The following is a 21,222-nucleotide window of genomic DNA, read 5'->3' as shown; positions in this document are numbered from 1 at the left end:
AATAAAATTAAATAAATAATTTGATATTACTTACTTGTTGAGAATAAATAAAGTATAACAAATAAATGAGCTTCAAGAAAAATTATTTAAAATAAAAATAGATTTGTGTAGTACACAAATCTATTTTTATTTTCTTGCAAATCCTTGTCTAAATCAAGGATTTAGAAATTTTGTTCTACAAAGATGAGTTTAATGTATATTAAAATTTATTCATTACGATTAAAAATTCATGAGTAATATTCTTCTTCCCATTTTTCATCTTCTTTTTTAGATTCTCAATTTTTAAAATCATTTATATTCCCATATACTATTAATTCTTGTATACCTTTATCCAAATTATTTAAATAATCATCTATATTTTTAAAATTTTTAAGTTGATATGAATCAAATCATTCTCAAGAAATAGTTTGCATTACAAAATCCATTATCTCTTGATTCATTTCATCTGCTATTTTTTCTTTTCATGCTCAAAACATTCATGCATTTTCTTCTGCAAATTTTTTAATATCATCTTGAGATGCTTGTATTTTATCTTTTATATTTTCAAAAATTAAATTAGAAGACTCTTCTATATTAGATTTAGAAAATTGTAATTCATCTAATCATTCCACATTTCATGAATTTAATGCTTCATTTATTGAAATATCAATACTATCTCATCATAAATAATTTCTAATTTCATTTTTAAGATTATCTGATATTTCAAAATCACTTTTGGAACCAGTTTCTATTAATTCTTGTATACCTTGATCTAAATTATTTAAATAATCATCTATAGATAAAGAATTTTTAAGTTGATATGAATCAAATCATTCTCAAGAAATAGTTTGTACTACAAAATCCATTATCTCTTGATTCATTTCATTTATTATTTTTTGTTCTCATAATCAAAACAATCATGCTTCCTCTTCTGCAAATTTTTTAATATCATCTTGAGATGCTTGTATTTTATCTTTTACATTTTCAAAAAAATCATTAGCAAGTTCTTCTCTTACCTCTTCTGGCAAGTCAAAATAATCAATTTCTTCATTTTTTTCTTGTCAATTTTCTTTTTCTTCATTGTTTTTAATTTCTTCTTGTTCATCAAGACCAAAGCTACTTCTAATTTCTTCTCTCAATCATCAAAATCACATATTTATATTAAATTTAAATATTAAATATTATTTAATTTATCTTCTATTTCTAAATCTGCATTTAAACTACTTATTTCTTCTATTTTTCTTACTTGATTTTGTTTTATTTTATTTAATTTCTGTTTTATTAAAATTTCTGGCTCTTTATTTTTTTCAAAAAAATCATTAAATAACTTATGTTCCAAATCTGAAGATTCTTTTACTTTTTTTAATATTTTATATTTTGTAAAAGAGTCTAATTTTTCCCAATTATTAATCAATTTATCTTTAGTTTCTTGTTTTAAGAATAAAGATTTTTCTATTTTAAATTTATCTTCTTTTTTCATTTTTATAATAAACATATAATAAATAAAATTTATATATAGTATATCATATATACTAAATAATACAAATTTTTCTATAATTATTTTATCAACCTCAACTAACAACTCTTTCTTTAAATCATCTAGATATATCTTCAATTGAATGTAAAGTTGTATTTTTTTGTTCCCAGTAATCATGATTAAATTCTATAAATCAATGGAAAATATCCATATACTCATACATAGAAGATTCATTTTCATTTGATGATACTTTTTCATGATCTAATTTCATATCTTCTTGAGAAGAAGACAAATAATCAATATTTCATTGTCTATTTGAAGTATCTCATCAAGCTCTAGTTTCTCATTCCATCCTTGCTGGATTTGCTCTTACTAAATATTTATTTTTTTCTGATTTAAGATCAGGACTTTCTGATAATTTCAATATTTTTTTTTCAAACTCTTTATTTTTTTCTTCAATAACTGCTATTCTTGCTTCTTCTTTATATTTTCCATCTCAAGGAAATGTTGGTTTAGTTTTTAACACTAAATCAAAAGCAAATATTTTACTAAATTCTATATCTTGTAGACCAATTTCCCGCATTTCATCAGTTTTTTTATGTTTCATAATAGATCAGGTCCTTTTCAAATTTAATAAAACATTATTAATTTCATCTACTGCTTCTTCACTTGCCATAATAGTTTTTTGATCAACTATTCAAGTAGTTTCTGTATATACCATACAAACTCTTATCCAAAATATACTATCTTTATCTCATGCATTAATACAATCAGTTAATCACATTCAACCTATCTTTGAAACAAAACTATTATGATCAATTCCATCAATAGGAGATGGAGATGTTCAAGTTAAATCTCAAGTTCAATTTCATCAACCAGGATTAGTAATTGCATATCATTGTTCTTCAAATTGATTTCATAAAAAATTATCAAGAGCTTGAGCTGATCAGTCTGATGCAAAATCTATATCATTACTTGGTACATTTTGTGTTAGTTGTGATACGAGATCATCATGTGCATTTGATATATCTTCTAAATTTTGATTTATATCTTTATTAGTTTGTTCATAAATTTGTTCTGGGTTAACTATATCAATATTTTCATTACAAACAAAATTATTTATTAAACCATTTGAAACAGAATCATTAGGAATTTGATTTTCTCAATCTCAATTTAATGAATTTAAAGCTAATAAATTTGAATTTAACAAATTAGTAGTCAATAAACCAGAATTTAATCAAGTTTTATTTCATAAATTTTGAGTTAATAAAGTTTTATTTAATAAAGTTTGATCTCATCAAGATGATCAATCTGAATTTCATCAAGAATCAGTTTCATAAAAATTAATTTCTTCTGGTTCTTCATTATCTTCAAAAAGAGTGTCTCATATATTTTTTATATCAACTAATAAATCAAAAGGACTATTTTCCAAACTTCAATTCATAAACATATCGGATCAAGAATTATCATATTTTATAGATTCATTTTTACTTATATTATCTTGTGAAGAATTAACTATACTATTTACTTTACTAGTACATAAATTTCTAGTGGATTGAGTATATCATTCAATAGCATCCACATTATTGTCACCGAAACACCTAACTACATTTTTACAAGATTCTATAAAATCATCTTTATCAGTACTTATTTGAGAATCTGGATCCATTCAAGATTGAATATAAACAAAAGAAGGATTAGACACAGAATAAATATTATAAATATCATCTTCAGATACACTACAAGAATACATATCAGAAAGATAATCAACAACATATGAAAAACTATCTTTTTCAGATTTTAATTTTGTTTCTCTCACCAAATTATGTGAATTTGTATAAATATTTCATAAAAAAGAACTTTCATTATGATCTTCAAGCAAAGAATCTTGATCATAATCTTTTGTTTCATCTTCGTAATATTCTTTTAAAGAAAAAGAATTGGAAAACATAGGAGAAATTAATATCAATGATAAAATAAATTTTATTTTTATTTTCATAATTATTAATTTATATAATAAAAAACTTATCTTCTAGTATCTTGAACATTCCTAAATCTAGAATACATTTGATGAATAGGAGTATAAACTTTTGCAAATTCATTTCTAAATCTTATTAAATCTTCTCTATAAGCCATAAATCAAATATGAGTTGGGAAAGTAAAATAAATATTTTGCAACATATCCCATGTTCTATTTATAGATTCTTGAGAAACTGAGATTTCATTTTCAAGAGCTTTTATTTCTGCTCATAAATCTTTAATATTATCACTTATATTTGCTCAAACTTTAAATTCTGTAACAGAAGAATTATCTCAATTTTGAAGAAAATATGTAATAAATAAATTATAAAACATTAATTCATTCAATAATAAATTTTTTAAATTTTCCCGTTGATAATCATTAGTAAGTAAAGAACAAACAATTAAATCAGAATCAAAATTTAATTGACATTCTTCATTTTCAACTTCTGCTTCAATTATTTCAAAAGGATTTAATATTTTTGAAGAAGTTAATAGTTCCAATATCTCTTGTAAATATTTGGAAAAATATTCATAAGTATCTGGATGTTGACAATGCATAGTTTCCAAATCATCAATATCTTGATTATATAAATAATATTTACCATCACAGCCTATATCTTCAGATTCTCAAAAATAAATATTTGAAAATTCTTCAATTGAATCATCTATATCTTCATCAGAAATACCTAATATACTAGCTAATTTTACATTTGATACTTCATTTATAATATTTCAAAATATTTTTGGCAAAAAATAAGAAAATCTACATCAACTCATATCATTTTCTTCATCATATTCACAAGCTGGTTCGTCCAAAATATCATCCAAATATCAATCATTAATATAATTCAAAAAAGTTTCATCAAATTTTGATTCATCAAAATCTTCCAAATGAGAACATAATGCATGTAAAAAAATAGATTTTTTAGGAGTATAATAAAAAGTCATATTTTGAAATCAATCAATAAGTTCAAGCTCATCACTAAATATAGTATTACAGTAATTTTCTATAAGTCATTTCTTATTAGTAATTTGTTTATCCGCTAAATTTTTATTTAAAATATTTACAAAATCATGAGATTTTATATTAGAGTCATCTCATTGAGCAACAACTTTTTCATCATTTGTAATATTTTCTTTATTAAAAAATAATACAAAAAATATTACTACAAAAACTAATAATAATCACCAAAATACATAACTAAAATATTTTTCATAAAATTTTTTAAAGAAATTATTTATCATTTTTATTTTTATTTTTAAAATAAATAACTTATTTATTATCATACCAACAATCAGAATAAGGATTTCAATGATTTACACATTGATATTGACATGCATTACCTAGATTATAAATGATAGTATCAGCATTTCATCTATCTCATAAAACTTTTACTCATTCATAAACTCTTTTACTTAAAAACGGAATTTCATGAGTAATTGGTCTAGGATCTTGTAATGTAGATTCAACAAATTGTTCTTGTTGCATACTTAATATTGTATCAAAAGTATTTGTCATTTCAGCACTAAAAGCTTCTTTTGCAACTGCACGAGATTGTTTATTTTGTAAACTTTCCTCAACTTGTTCTTTAGTAACTTCATCCGTTGCTTCGGTAGTTTTTGATACATATTCCAATTTATCTACAAAAGAAACTAATGGATCCAAAACTTCATTTTTAATAGTATCTCTAGTCATACCAACTCACCAAGTTCATTCATAAGACATTAAATCATTTGCCAAAGTTGTTCCATAATGTCTTTTAAGTAATTTTTCTTTTCTTTCTTCATATTCTCTACTTAATTCTCAAGAACTTCTAACATCATTCAATACTTCTTGAAGTAAAAGCCAAGATTCTGAAAATTTATCCAAAGCTGATCATCAATCAAATGCAGAATTTCAAGTAATTTTTTGTATATTTTCCAAAAACTTTTCTGAATAATTATCTTCACAAATATTATCTGATCCTACTGCTAATCTATAATATTCTTTAAATTCTTGATATTCATCATTATTTATTTCTGCTACTTTAAGTTTTGTAGTTCTAAATAATTTATTTGCCATTTCTTCCAAGCTAAAATCTGGTTTATTATGTCCTACTGCATCCAAATATATTTCTTTATAAAAAGTATTAAATTTCCAAATAAATTGTAAAAGATCAGAATAAGTAATATTCTGGTCCCATCACGATATTTTATCAATAATATATATCTCTTCCAAAATTTCTTGATATTGTTCATATTCATCTTTTTTAATTTTTTCTCCAAGAATTCATGCATATCAAATTTTTGGTGCTTTATCTGAAAGATCTCTTTCCAAATACAAAAGTAATTTCCAATCTCTAATAGCAACTCCCGAATTAAAAATCATTTTTAAATTTGTAAATGATTGTCATCAAACAGCATCCAAAGTTATGTTTTTCATAACAATAGCTGACATATATGTTCATCTTAAAAGTTGTCTACTAACATCTGAAAATCCTTGCCCAAACTGTGATATACTATCTCATCACAATTCTTCTGAAGAAAAATCTTTTCATTCAATACTATTTATAACTTCTCTCATAGAATCAATATATTCATTAATTTCTGGATGAGTATTGAAACATGCTTCATCAGATGCATAAATATTATTTATAGTAATATTATATAGTATTATTAATAATAATATAAATTTTTTCATATACTAAAATATAATCAAAATAAATAATTTAACCAGAACATTGAGGAGTTCATTCATTAACTTTTTTTGTAACTTGTAATAATAGTGCTTCAAAATGTACAAGCTTTTCCAATAAACTTATTCATCTATTTCTTGCAAAATATTTATCTGTGTAATTTATCAAATTAGTAGTCATAAAATGATCTCATCTAACATTCATCAAAGACTTAACATAAGTAAGTTCTCTATCTACACGATCTTGCAACATTCAATTACATGCATTAGTAAGTTCAGAAACTGATGTATCATCTGAAAAAATACTAAATACTTTAGTTTGAACAAGTCAAGATTCTTTACAAAGTAATTGATATTTTCTATACATTCAATCACTTCATCATACATCCCAATATTGATCAAATGTATTATTAATAACTTGTGGAGAGACAATATCTTCACTATTTGCCAATTCTCTTATTTCTTCTCTTCGTTCTTGTCATTTTTCATCAAGTTCAACTCAATCATACAAAAGTTCTTCTTCTCAATCAAGTTTTCTAAATCATATATCTACAATATGATCATATAAATAAGGAGATTCAGGATACTTTTTACTCTCTCAAGAATCGCAATCATCTTCAAGATAAGATTTGGAACAACAAAAATCTTTAAGATTATCATAAGCAAGTTCCAATTCAGCTTCTGATAAAATATCATTATCTAATGATTCAAACATTTCCATATATCTATCTTTTTCTTGATTTACAACTCAACAATCATAAGGAATAGAAAGAGCTCACCAAGTTAAATTAGTTCCAAAAATAAATACTAATCAAAATAATATATATTTTTTCATAAATAATTTATATTAATATTTAAAATATTTTTATTTAAAATCTCATAATTCTAATAAAAAGTTAACTATTTTAGTTCATTCATTATTATATATATAATATTCAATTTGTCCATTAGATTTTAAATTATATTCTCAAGTAATATAATAATCTGAATTTGATACAACTCTTCAATTAATATCATAATAAATAACACAATCATTATTTTGTTTACTATAAACACATGAATATAGAGCTGACAATTGATTAATTTCATAATCTCAACTAGTTGTTTCTACATCAATCAAATCGGATATAGGTAATACAATATTAAATATTTCTGAATTATCATTTTTTATAAAAATAGTAGGGACAGAATTTCTAAAATGAATTCAAGTTTCATAATCATCTTCAAACTCATCAAATATTTTAATATTAGCATTTTCTATATCAATATTTCATATTTTTTCTTCATTATGATACATTCATATAAGTTCTGATTGAACAAAATTTCAAGCATTATATGTTTTTCAATTTTCATCCAAATCAAATAAATAATTTCAATCTGGACTAGATTCAATATCTTGCCATACTCAATTTCTATTTACTTGTATTCCAACTTTTCATTCATCAATACTATTTGATAAACTACCCATTACTTCAATAGCAGTTCAATCTGATTCTACAGAATCAATTTTAATACTTGGAACTTTTATTTTAACTTGTAAATTTCTATTTGAAATATTTCAAGCAGAATCTACAGATCAAATATTATAATTTATAGTTTTTTCTTGATCTATAAATAAATCTGATATAATTATAGCATTATTTTCTTCATCAAATATTACATTTTTTCAAAATATTCAATTATCTCAAGCTCAAGAACTTGAATAAGATTTTCATTCACTAGATATAGACATAGAATTTATATTTCAATCATCTTCCCAATCAAATACTAAATCATAATTAGTATTTATATATCAAACCATAAAATTTCAATTAGATATTAATTCTTGATCTTGCATATCATCTAATGATGAAATTGATTCTTCAGATTTATACATATTAGGAGATAATGAAGGAGAAGTTATATCTGACCGTATTTGAACTCATCAAACTTCTTGATTTACCCGAGGTCAAGATTTACTTAATTGATTTCAATCCAAATTTAAAGGTATAATCTTTATATAATTCCATCTATCATCAACTGCATTATTATCCAAAGTAATACTCAATTTTTTTGAATCTGATTTAAAAGTTCTATTCATAACTATTTCATTATTTTCAATAATTTCATTAATATTTCAATTTAAATTTCATTTATCATTTATATTAAGTTCATTCAAATCTGAATCAGGATGCAAAAGAACATATTTTTCTTCAAAACTATCAGAAGAAAAGTCATATTTTTCATGGAACAAATCTACTCTTTGAGTAAATTTTAATAGATATCAATCTGCATTATCATATGAATCCCATTCAAAACTAACATTATGTAATGTCTGTCAACTTCTCTTAAAATTATTTATTCAATATTCATCTGACCAAATTTTATAAAGTTTTCAGTTTATTTCACGATATCAATCGTCATTAGTTCTTGCTTTAAGAATATCAACTGTATTAAAATTTGAAAATGTTTCATAAAGATCAGTATTATAATTAGGATTTCATTCATTATGAAAATCTTCTTGATCATAATATTTAATATAAACATTACTATCATCCCATAAAATAATATCTTTTCATCAATCAGCATTTATATCAACAAATTTATAATTTCAATTTTTAAATATTTCATCACCTTTTTCTTTCCATTTTACAACATTATGATATTTTCAATCATTTCATTGAACAAAAAATCATTTCATATATTGACTAGGATCTACACTTTCCACTCATGAATCTCATAGATTTAATCTAGAATTTGATTCATTATTTTGTGGAGCAGAATTTCAATTTGATAAAGGAATATCATCTTCAAAATGTGGTCTCACTTGTTTTATATTTTCACTAAGTGATGATAGATACATATTAGTTTTTTTATATGTTTTGGAGTCCATATTTAAACTTTCTGGAGTATTATTTGCCAAAGCATTTTGCATACCATCTACTATTTGCATATTCATATCCAAATATTCAGCTTTAGGATTTTTTTGAGAAGATATTTTATCAACTATATCTTGATTTCAATCAAACAAATTTACTCATAATGAATAATTTTTTTCATAAGAATTATTTATCAAAAGATTTGAATCTAAAGATTGAATAAATGAATCCCAATCAGAAACTTGTGAAAGAATATCTTCATAATAATCATATTCATTTTCAATCACTTCATCAAAAGAACTTTGTAATTTATCAAATCATTTATAATTTGGTTTAACTCAAGTATCAGTATCAAGCATATCAATTATATCTTTAGATTTTTGAGTTGCTTCAAGGTTATATCATTGTTCATAAAAATACATAAGTCAACTTCTCAACGAAGAAAAAGCTTTTTTATAAGGAATACTTCAATCATATGAGCTTTCATCAAATGCAAATAAATTATCTTGTTCTCTTATATCAGGTTTATTTATATTATAAGAATTCAAATCAATAGTTTTATCATAATCATCAAGTCATTCAAATCATTCAAATTCAATTTTATTTTTTTGAACAGATTCTCAAAGCTTATTAGTTTGCTCATTTATTTGATCAGCTAAATCTTTTGCAAAATTATATATTTCTTCAAATTCAAATTGTAATTGAACAAAACTATCAATTCTTATATCAAAACCTTTCAATGGAGGATCTGGAAATGTAGTTTTTAAAGAATCAAAAGGATCAACCCTAGTTGTTCTCTGTGTAAGTTGCTCAATTCTAGTTTTAACATTCCATTCAGCAACCATACCAATTCATGCTTTAATAATACATAACAATTCTCATATAAATTCTGCAATATCAACAATAACTTCAATCTGAGGAAGAATTTCAGGAATTTTAGGAGCTGGAGGCAATAAAGGTAATTCTATTTCTATAGTAGGTAAAAAAGAAGGTATTTCTGGTAATTCAGGAAGTTCTGGTAATTCTGGTATACTAGGTAAAATTACATCTAAATTAGCAGATGGAGGTCTTGGAATATCTGGAATTTCTGGTAAAGGAACAGATATAGGTTCAAATCTAAATCTTGGTAATAAAACATCTACAGATAAATCAATATGAGATAAATCAATTATAATGTCTGGAAGTCTAAATGGAGGTATAGGCAATATTGGTAAATCTATACATAACAAACCTAATGCACAAGAATAAAAGTCATAAGTATCTACTCTACATTCTGCACATTTTTGTCTCCAATTTACAGAAAAATCAATCAAAACTTGCCAAGTTTCTATCACAGCAATCATTAAAATAATAAAATCTACCCAAGATTCAAATCTTGCTGCATTTTGTTCAAGCCGATTAACAATTCAATTTATAAAAGTCTCTATTATACAACTTAATTCTGCAAGATATCTATCTATTATATGAATATAATCATATAATTTTGCTGGGAAATCTTTATATTCTTGTAAAGTTTTTATATTTTTCTCTACTGAATTTATAAGTTCATTAGCATCGACTCATATAGAAACATTATCAGTTATATTAGTCCATTCTTCTACTATTCATTTATTTCTATCCAACCGTCAATTAAGATAAGTAAGATATCTTTCAATTTCTTCAGATGATATCATAGGAACTTGTATAGAAATATTCCTTGTTTCAAAATTAATAAGTGGTATATCATTAAATAAAGTAGATATAGCATCAAAAGGATTGCTAGCAGTTTGAGATAAATTTCTATATACTTCTTGAGATGGTAAATAATCAATAGGAGATTCTGGATTAGACATAGAATTTAATAATCAATCAATTCTATTATTAACATCACTAATAATATTTGTAAAATTTTCAATATTAACTTTTTCAAATCATTCACTTACTTGACTAAGATCAGGTAAATAAATATAGATAGTCATCTGTGTAAGATTATTTATAATATATCTTATTTGTTTATCTATCCATTTTTCAATAATACATTGAATAATTCCTCTAACGGATCATCATTCTATTTTTAAAGTAAATCATCATTTTCATTTAATTTCAGTAGTGTCCAAACCAATATTATCCGCCATACTTGATAAATTAACATTATTAGGTTTTGTCTCAAAATTAATAAGTCATCAAAGATATTCTCATGATAAATCTCATGGAATATTGTTTTTTGTAGATCATATACTTGCTGGTGATGTTTTTCTATCTCAATGTCAAAAATCTTCATTACATTGACCATTTTTGTACATATCAAATTGCCAATCTGCAACAACTGCATCTGATGGATTTCAATCTGGATCTTGTCATCATCAATTTCATTCATCATTATCACAAGATAAAGGTAAACTAATTGCTGTAACAACACAATTTCAAGAAACAACTCACATAGGAGGCGGAATAGTCATTCAAGCTGTATATGATCATACACAAATAGCAAATCATAAACTACCTGTCAAAGTTGGTGAAACATAAAATCTAACAGCAGACGGATAAACTCATCAAGTTGGTATAGGATCATCTAAACTTTGTGCTCCATTAGGAACTGGAACTGGAGTTCAACTCTTCCGTGCTGTACCTGGCCGCCAAAAAACTGGTAGTCATCTATCAAGCAATGGCACACAAACAAAAGATTGATAAAATCAAGGTGCAAAAAATGCCCTATTTATAGGAATATTTAAACCACAACTAGAATCTGAAAAATCATATCAACCACATAAACCATCAACTATAGTTTCATAATCACTCCACTTATCGGATAAACTTCATTCAAAAATATCAATATTAATTTGATTATCAGAATTTAAAACATTTTTAGTTGACCGAGAGTTCATTGACTCTATATAATCAAAATTATCAAGATCACCAGAATCTTTAATTTCTTGCATTTTTTCTTCCATTTCATCATAAACTTCTTGTGCAAGCTCTTCTTGTTCAGTTAACCAATCTTCGTATTCTTGACCAGTATTTACAAATTCAGAAGAAAATCATCATCATGAATTAGTATGTAAATCATATCATTGCATACACTGATCATCTGAATAAACTTTAAGACTAGGATTTGAATTTCCTCAATTTCATCATCATCAATTTCATCATCATCAATTTCATCATCATCAATTTCATCATCATCAATTTCATCATCATCAATTTCATCATCATCAATTTCATCATCATCAATTTCATCATCATCAATTTCATCATCATCAATTTCATCATCATCAATTTCATCAATTACTTCATATAGTATCTAATTCTACATTTAAAGAATCAAATCATTGATAAATAACTGGAAATGAAAAAGTTTTAGTTTCTCAAGGATTTAAACTTATATTATCAATTTGAAATTGATATGGTTGTATATTATTCCGTTTTATAACAACATCATCATTTAAAGCTCATAAATCAAATCAATATATACTATCATCTTCTTGTCTAAGTATAGACCAAGGTCACATCAAATTTTCCAAATATGTGGCTTTAATTGTTTTATTTGATTTATTTACTATATTTATATTTACAGTTATTTCATCTCAAGCTTGTATATCTTCATTTTCAGCTTCAAAATTTTTATAAAATTCAATTTCATCTACATCATCTAATCAAGCTCTTTTTGATTTAATATAATACACAAAATCATCATCCCATTGATTATAATACATCGGTAAAAATTCATTTGACAACATTTCATATTTTATTTCATCCAAAAAATTATCACCAAACATACCAGATATATCATAGTGGTCAAAATAAGTTTTACATGCCAAAAATTTTGAATAAAGTCTTTCATCATCTTGACTTGCAAGATTTTTCATATTTTCTTCAATTTCTTCATCAGTATATTCATCACAAAAATCTTCATCATAAGTACAAGATACAACTTCAATAGCATCTTCATTTTCTTCATTTTCTACATATTCATCAAAATCTTGCATCAATTCTTCAAAAGATTTATTTTCATCACAAATATCTTCATCATATTCACAAAAAGCTACTTCTAATGCCAAATTAAACTGTCAATCATCAATATATTGTTCAAATAAAGATTCTAATTCAGATTCACTTTTTTCACAAATAGTATGATTAAAGCTATTTGATATTGGAAGACAATATTCAATATTTCTCAAAAATTCTGTTTCTCATTCATCTTGAGCAATCATATAAAGTTTAGACATTTGATTTTGAATATCAAATTGTTTCCTAAAATTATCAAAAACACCAAAATCATAATAACTCAAATTACTAGTAAGATCTTTTTCAGAATTAATCATATTTTGTATTTGATTTCTAGTTCAATAACTATCTGAATCAATTAGATTCATATATTTTTGTAATGCATTAATATCCCTTTTACATAAATCATCATCCAAATCAATTTCCATAACATTTTCATTTACCAATGTATTCCAATGCATCAAACTATCATCATAAAATTTTTCATCAGTAATTTTTAAACCATAACTTTCAATTAATTCTTGTTCCAAATTATCTTGCCATCAATCTTGACAAGAAAGTTTTCAATCAGAAAGATAACCATCATAAAAAGCTTTAATATCTCAATTTTTATCAACTGTAACAATATCAGCAGTTCAATCTCAATTCATATCTTCAATAAACATTTGATTTACCATACTAAAATCTTCTGGTCAACCAGGAACATCTAAACAAACAGGAGTTCAATTTGCTTGAATAATTCAATCATTATTTTCAAATACTCTTATTCTATCTTTATTAGTAACGGCAATAATATCATCATATCAATTTCAATTAGTATCTCATACATAAAAATCTTTTATTCAATCACTAAGAACTATAAGATCTCACATATCAACAAAAGGTTCATCTCAACCATAATTTTTTAATAATCTAACTGTTCAATTTCTATATGCAATTGCCAATCATTTTCTTCAACTTCTATCATAATTTATATCTGACACTTTAAATATACTTTCATTACTTTCAGAAAAAACTTTTTTTCAAATTCAAGAATCGTAATTTGTATTATCAATAATATCATTTTTATCAATTCTTGATAATACTGGATCACCAAAATTAATTACAAATTCAGAAGCAAAATGTTTACTTGCATCTCATACATTATTTCAATTAGCAAAACTTGTAATATTAGCAAAATTATTTCTAGTACCAATATCTTTATTTTCATCATCTGAATGTTCAATACTATCATAAGATTTAGTTTCAGAAAACTTAGAATCTGGATCATAAACTCAAACTCATCATTTTCTATTAGTACTTCAAGAAACAAACATATCGGTAATTAATTGTCATTCATAATTTTCTATATCAGAATAAGAATAAGTATTAGAATTTTTATGAAAAAATAATTTTCAAACATTTATATTTTTGTATTTAACTTCCCAATAAGATTTTCATTTTTCAAAATTATCAGATAGAGAAATTGACAAATCATTATGAATAAATCAATTTTGTAAATTTAAAACTTCTTCATTATTTATAAAAAGAGTTCAATCATTAAATTCATTTAAATTAATTCTATAATCTAAACTATCAGGAACATAATAAATTCAATCTGAACTAAATGTAGTAAATCAATCACTTGAAACTTGTATATTAGCAGAATTAGATAATAATTTTATTTTTCAAATATTTCAATTTCTATGATATAAATTAGCATAAATATTTCAATTATCTATAGAAATATTATTTTTATAATTTCAAACATTATTTATACTAAGATCTGGATATACTATATATTTAAATTTCTTAATATTTTCAGGATCAACAAGCATAGTTGTAGAAGCCAACATTTTTGAAGAACTAGAAAACATTTTTTGCATAAATTTATTATTATCAGAAAAATATCCCCATTGATTTCCCCAATCTCAACCAAAAAGACTTAAATACATAACATTAATATCTTTTCATTCTTCCCACCAAGTAGTATCTTTAACCAAAAAAGATATATAATCAGGAATATAAGTTTCCAAATCTTTTCAATCTATTTTGGCAGTAAGATAAACTTTACCACCAGGTTTATCAGTATTAATTTGAAAATTTTGTCATGAATTAACGGTAGTAGATTTATTTCATTGAATTGTAGCATTTCAACTTACTTCAACTAATATATTACCTCAATTTTTTACATCATTTCACCAATAGTCTTTTCATACAACTTTTCAAATATTAATATCTCATGCATCTACAGAAGGATTTTCAACACTTAAATTCAAAGAATATATAGAAGCTGGATTTATCAAAATATTAGCATTTAATTCTCAAATTCAAGGAATATCTACTATCAAAATATCTTCTCAAGCTTTAAAACTTGGATGAAGATAAAAATCTAATTGTCAATTTTCCATAACAAAATTTTCTTTAAATTCAAATTCTCAATTAGATTTTATTTCTCAAGCCAAAAGTGTTTTATCTTTTGAATAAACAGTAACTGGAGAAGAAATACTAGATCATATATTTATTGAATATGGAATAAGTTTTGATTCTATAGGAATAGGTTTTCAAGAATCATTTTGATTATAAATTTCATCTAAAGAGTTAGGTAAAGTATATTCTATATCTTCCAAACTAGGTCAAGAAACTCATTGAAGACTTATAGTTTTTTCAATCTTTTGAGGATAATCAAAATTTTCATAAAAAGGATCAATTTCCAAAACTATATTTACAGAATCTAAATTATCAGGAATATCTGAACTATCAAATAAATAATAAGAATTAAAATTACTTACATTTATTTTTTCAAAAGAATTTCATCAAGCCAAAAAATTTCATAGCACATTTCATTCATCATCTTGAATTGACAAAGTATAAGTTGGAACTGTCATTCACATTGGTCTAGTATCTTCATCAAAAGCATTTAATTGTATAGGTAATTGTCATCATTTAATTAAAGTATCAGTTGGAGTTTCAATTTCTATATTTGAAAGTTTTCATCAAGAATTTCAATAAATACTATTATCAGCAAAACTTTTATCATCTCAATCATCTTCATCACTACTAAAATCTCAATCAGATCAAGATGAAGAATAAAAATCAGTATCATAAGTTTCTCATAAATCTTCAAAACTAGGTCCCATAGTACAAGAATTTGAAAACTCTATTGAAACAGGTTTGGATAATGTTTCATTTAACCAACATGTAAAAGCAGATGGCCATTCCCAAAGATCTACTGCTCAACCAGGTGGAACTCAACACTGTTCTTCAAGTTCTGAATATCAAAGCATAGTAGATAAATTACTTTCTATATTAAAATCATCAAATCAATCTTCACCTGAAGATCAAGATTTTCATGAAGAAATAGCATTTTGTAAATCTTTAAGATCATCTGGTAATGAAGTTCAATATCATTCATCATCTGCTCATAAATAAACACTATCAGCTCAATTTGAAGATATAAATCATACTTCATAACCATTTTGTCAATAATTAGGATTTGAGACAATATCATCATTTGCATCATTTTCCAAATGCATATCTAATATATATTCTATTTTTTCATCAATATTAAAATCTTTTTTTATTTGATCAAAATTATCAAGTACATTATCTTGTTTAGTTCTAGTTGACCATCACATATTAATATAATATAAATTATCAACTATTCTTTGTATATTTTCATCTCATAATGTATCTATAAAATGATCTTCTTCAAATAATTCATATTTATGTTCTGTATAACAACCAGATTGATTATAATAATTTAAATCACTTGATAGTTGTCAAGCAACTCTTCATGGATAAGTAGATGCATAATGATATTTTAAATAATCAATTTTAAAACTAAAATTATCAAGTATATATTCAACAACATCTTCTATAGGTCGCTCATCAATATCATCAGGATGAGTCGTTCAATCTCAACTTCTATTAGGGTAAGTATTAAAATAATTAACATCTCATGCTAATAGATCTAACATATCATTTCTTATATAAGATTCATCATATTCAGAAATTTGCCAAATTACATATTCATAATCATCATCAAAAAAATGACATGCTTGTGGAGTTGTTCACATTCATTCATAATCATGATAAAGTGGCATAGCCATAGGATCATATTGATGAAGCAAATCATAAGCCATCATATTTGAAGAATATTCAAATAATCTATTATCCCAATTTTCATTTAATATATCATTATACTCATCTACTTTTCATTTTAAATATCATTCAACAGCAGGTTTTATAGAATCATAATCTTTAAGTTCCAAAGTATCTCATAAATCATTATATAATTCTGTTTCAAAAACATTTGGATAGAAAAATTCTACTACATCTCATCAAACTCATTTAAATGTCATATTTCTAAAACTATCAATTGCTCTATTTACTGTAGTAAGAGTTTTTAACAAAAGATTTTCTTTAGTTACAGATTTATTATAAACTCTAGTTTCTATAGTATCATAAAAATAATTATAAATATCCATCATATCAGGATCTGGCAAACCCAAAACATTAATATCAAATTCATCTGACATACCAAACATAAATGGATCAAACACTCAATCATGTTCATTTTTTACATCATCCCATTCAGAATTAAATTTTTTCAAAAGTCAATCATGATATCAATCTTCATATCATTCTTCATATCATAGAACATAATCAGAAGAAGCTCAATCAGGAATATTTTTTGAATCATATTTTGTTCATCAAATATCAGATTCTCAATCTGAAACTCAATCCAAATATCAATTCATATAATCAAATCATTTATTGTATCAATCATTAAATCAATCATTAAATTCATCAGCTCTATGATCTCAAACATAAGGACAAGAAGAATTATCAACACAATTAGAACTTCATCAATGTGCATCTTTTAATCATTCAAAAGTTCAAATTGAATATCATTCACTATAAGTTCAAGATCATACTACGGTACTAGGATCAATATAATCAATTTCTGTTCATCATTTTTCAAAATCAAAAAATTCTTGTTCAGCATTATGAAGACCGATTATCATTTCTTTAGGAGGAATCATATTAGGCAAAGGAAAATGTTCTGTATTAAAATCTTGAGGTTTTTTTGTATAAACATTAAAAAAATCTAATTCAGAATATTCTTTTATTTTATTTACTTTAGTATTTCATTTTTTTATATATTCTATTTCTTCATCATCTTCTTTAACTCTTACATTTGTAGAATATTTAGGATATCATAAGTATGAATAAGCTTCTTCCTCTTCTTCATCAATTTGTATAGATCAAGCTACATCATATATAGTTCATCATATATTTCTATTCCAATATGGATTCCAAGTATTATATCTATCAAAAGATTTTAGAATATAATCAGGAAATTGATCATAATCAAGATTTAGAGGAGATGCTCATCACCATCGTCTTTCTGCCCGTTCTTGTTCATTTTCTCATCATCTTTTTGTATTTTCATAAAGGTCATATTCTTCTTGTGCAATAGACAAATTATATCATCTACTTGCTATAACTTGAGCATCCAAAATTCAAGTTGTAGAACCAATAGATTGAGTATGTTCGTATTCTTCACGATCTTGTAAAGAATAAGAATCTAAATCTTCAATAGAATAATTACCAAATTTTCAATTAAATATTGAAAAATCTTGAGCAGAAATTATTTCAGTAAGTGCTTTACCAAAATAAAAATTTTCAAATTCTTTTTTATCTTCTTCAAATTCATCTTCTATATAAAAACTAGGGACAGGAATAGTCATATAATATTCTTCTTCTGCCACTTGTTCATCAACAGCAGATTCCAATGATTCATTAATACTATATAAGAATTCTTGAGAAGTTTGATCTTGAACAAATATTTTATCTACATGACTTCATAAATCTTCAGTATCCCATCTTCAAGATGCTAAAACATTATCTCTCATTTGTGAAAAATATGTTTGACCAAAAACTTCATTATAAGACTTAAATAATGATTCTACATTTTCTCTTACCATCAAAGTAGGTACTCATCATGAATCTTTTGTTGCATTTGCTACTTCTTCCTCTTCAAAAAAAGAAGATATATGTTCAGCTTGATCAAAATATTCATCAGATAAATTTTTAAAAGTTTCTCATTTTCATTCCATATTTTGATTTGCTCTCTGTCTCAAATCATCAATTCAAGAATCAAAATCATTTATTTTTTTAGTAAGATTATTTATATAACCTCATTGTAAGACCTCTAATAATAAATTTGTATATCTGTTATATATCAAATCTTCCATAAAAATAAAATTATTAAGATAATATGAAAGATTATGATCATTAAAATAATCTTGCAACATTACAAAATCTTCAAACCAAAATTTCTTATCTACATAAGATTCTGGATCAGATGAATAATTTTTTAATTTATTAAAGAAATCTGAATATTCACTATTTGAATCAAATCTTATTAATCAATGCCAAATATCAGGAGTAGAACTTTTATTTCAATTATTTACAAAAAAATCAAGTATTATTATCATATACATATTTATTTTTTTCAAAATTCACATAAGGGAAAATATTAGGATAAATAAATTTATTATTATTAACTACAGGTAAAGGTATATCTCATATTAAAATTGTTCATATCAAAGATGAAGGTGCATCTTTTTGTCATTCAAAATACAAATTTTGCAATATTTTTACAATATCAGGAGCAGTAAAATTATCAATATTAACAGGAATTATTATAGCTTTACTATCCGAAATAGATCATTGAATATAATTTTGAGCATACCGTTTAATATCGTTTCACACTCATCAATTATAAATATCTGAATCGACCAAAACAGCAACTAAATTATTATTAGTATCTTTGGGAGTATAAGCAGAAACATTTCACCACAAAAAAAATATAAAATTATTTAACAAAAAAGATGACAAATATATAATTAAAAATAAAAATACAAATATTCTTTTTTTAATTTCATTATTATTTTTTTCCATATGTTTAAACATCAAAATTTTTCTTAAAAATACAAAATAAATATTAATCAATTTTAATTATAAGAATTATTAGTAAAAAAATCAAATAAAATTATATTTAATATGTATAAAAAAATCAAATAAATTAATTTTTTTTAAAAAGTCTTGTGTAACCTAGAATTTAATCAGGACTTGTAAAGTTATAATCATTTTTTATAAAAAAATATATATTATATGACAAAAAATAAAAGAATTAGAATTTAAAAAAAAAATCCAAATAAACTTAAAAATCAATTTAAAATTGTTCTAATCTTCTGCACCTAAATTAAAGAAAAGAGTGAATTTTGTTGATTCTGTAGGTAATTTCTTTGATTTCTATTTCGGAAAAATTTTCAATTATGTAATATATATTCAACTACTTCTAACCAGGCATACATTATATTTTTTAGTTTATATCACATACAATCTTCTTTCCTTAATTCTAATATCATTTCTTTAACCTGAGCTCATACTATTTCCAATCATACCATAGCTAATCATATTGATGATAGTAATATATTATAATAATTATTTAGTCTTTCAACTTCACTTCTTAAATGTATTTTCTCTAAATTATATTCTTGTTTTAAATATTTATATGTTTCTTCTATTAACCATCTATAACTATATACTTTTATTACTTCCATAGCTTCTTTTGCATTTCATACTTTTTTGTTTGTAAGAAACATTCTTTGTCATTTATTATTTTTTATCACCACCAAATAATATTTTCTCTTAGTGTTTGAGTCAAATATCTTTACCATTCAATAGTAAAGTTTTCCTCTCATTTTCTTGCCTCCTTTCAGACTTATCTCTACCTCCTTTTTCAAGCTTCTCAAATAACTAATTGAGTTCTCTATCCATACTGTTTTTCACTTAATTTTTACATATCTATTTTTTCTCATACATACTATAAAGCATTTAAACTTAAGTTTAATGCTTCCTTTATACATATTTTTTCATAAATTTCCAATAATTCCACCTTTTTGATTTATTGTTTTTATTAGTTCTTAATTAACTTTTCAAACTTTTTTTATCTTTTTACTGCAGAAGATTAGAAAAATTATATTATTTATACTTAAAAACAAATCTTAAAAATATTATAATAATTTTTTATATAAGAGTATTTATATAATTTTTTATATCAATTGGAGATTTTGTTGCATCTATTGATATAAAATTCTTTTATGTATCATTTATTAACTTTTACACCTATTCTTATAATATTAACTGCAATTACAGCTTTAATATTTAAGATC

9 protein-coding genes are annotated in these 21,222 nt (G+C 23.9%); all 9 read right to left on the bottom strand.

Annotation, left to right across the window (positions count from 1 at the left end; translation table 25 throughout):
- Nucleotides 1-206 precede the first annotated feature (206 nt).
- Nucleotides 207-1,133 (bottom strand): hypothetical protein, encoded by a 927-nt coding sequence (locus VAMP_RS01500; protein WP_213348487.1) that lies wholly within the window; start codon nt 1,131-1,133, stop codon nt 207-209.
- Between the two features lie 20 nt (nt 1,134-1,153).
- Nucleotides 1,154-1,459 carry a hypothetical protein gene (locus tag VAMP_RS01495; protein WP_213348485.1) on the bottom strand — a complete coding sequence of 102 codons (306 nt, stop codon included), beginning with the start codon at nt 1,457-1,459 and terminating at the stop codon, nt 1,154-1,156.
- A gap of 82 nt (nt 1,460-1,541) precedes the next feature.
- Nucleotides 1,542-3,455, bottom strand: coding sequence for a hypothetical protein (locus VAMP_RS01490; RefSeq protein WP_213348483.1), 1,914 nt, complete (start codon nt 3,453-3,455; stop codon nt 1,542-1,544).
- Between the two features lie 26 nt (nt 3,456-3,481).
- On the bottom strand, nt 3,482-4,723 hold the full coding sequence (locus VAMP_RS01485; protein WP_213348481.1) for a hypothetical protein: 1,242 nt from the start codon (nt 4,721-4,723) through the stop codon (nt 3,482-3,484).
- Nucleotides 4,724-4,751: 28 nt separating this feature from the next.
- Nucleotides 4,752-6,158: a hypothetical protein gene (locus VAMP_RS01480; protein ID WP_213348479.1), complete on the bottom strand. Its 1,407-nt coding sequence runs from the start codon at nt 6,156-6,158 to the stop codon at nt 4,752-4,754.
- A gap of 28 nt (nt 6,159-6,186) precedes the next feature.
- A complete protein-coding gene (locus VAMP_RS01475) occupies nt 6,187-6,987 on the bottom strand; it encodes a hypothetical protein (RefSeq protein ID WP_213348477.1) in 801 nt (266 codons plus the stop codon).
- A gap of 30 nt (nt 6,988-7,017) precedes the next feature.
- Nucleotides 7,018-19,479: an FG-GAP repeat domain-containing protein gene (locus VAMP_RS01470; RefSeq protein WP_213348475.1), complete on the bottom strand. Its 12,462-nt coding sequence runs from the start codon at nt 19,477-19,479 to the stop codon at nt 7,018-7,020.
- Complete coding sequence (locus VAMP_RS01465) at nt 19,448-19,945, bottom strand: hypothetical protein (protein WP_213348473.1); 498 nt, start codon at nt 19,943-19,945, stop codon at nt 19,448-19,450. Before VAMP_RS01465 ends, VAMP_RS01470 begins: the two co-directional genes overlap by 32 nt.
- A 299-nt stretch (nt 19,946-20,244) precedes the next feature.
- Entirely contained in the window at nt 20,245-20,868 is a 624-nt protein-coding gene (locus VAMP_RS01460) for a transposase (protein ID WP_213348471.1), read from the bottom strand.
- Between the last annotated feature and the right edge of the window lie 354 nt (nt 20,869-21,222).

This window comes from Candidatus Vampirococcus lugosii, assembly GCF_018420025.1.
In the GTDB taxonomy this organism is placed as follows: domain Bacteria; phylum Patescibacteriota; class Gracilibacteria; order Absconditabacterales; family Absconditicoccaceae; genus Vampirococcus; species Vampirococcus lugosii.
Note: the sequence above shows the minus strand (reverse complement) of the source record. Positions and strands in the feature narration are given on the sequence as shown.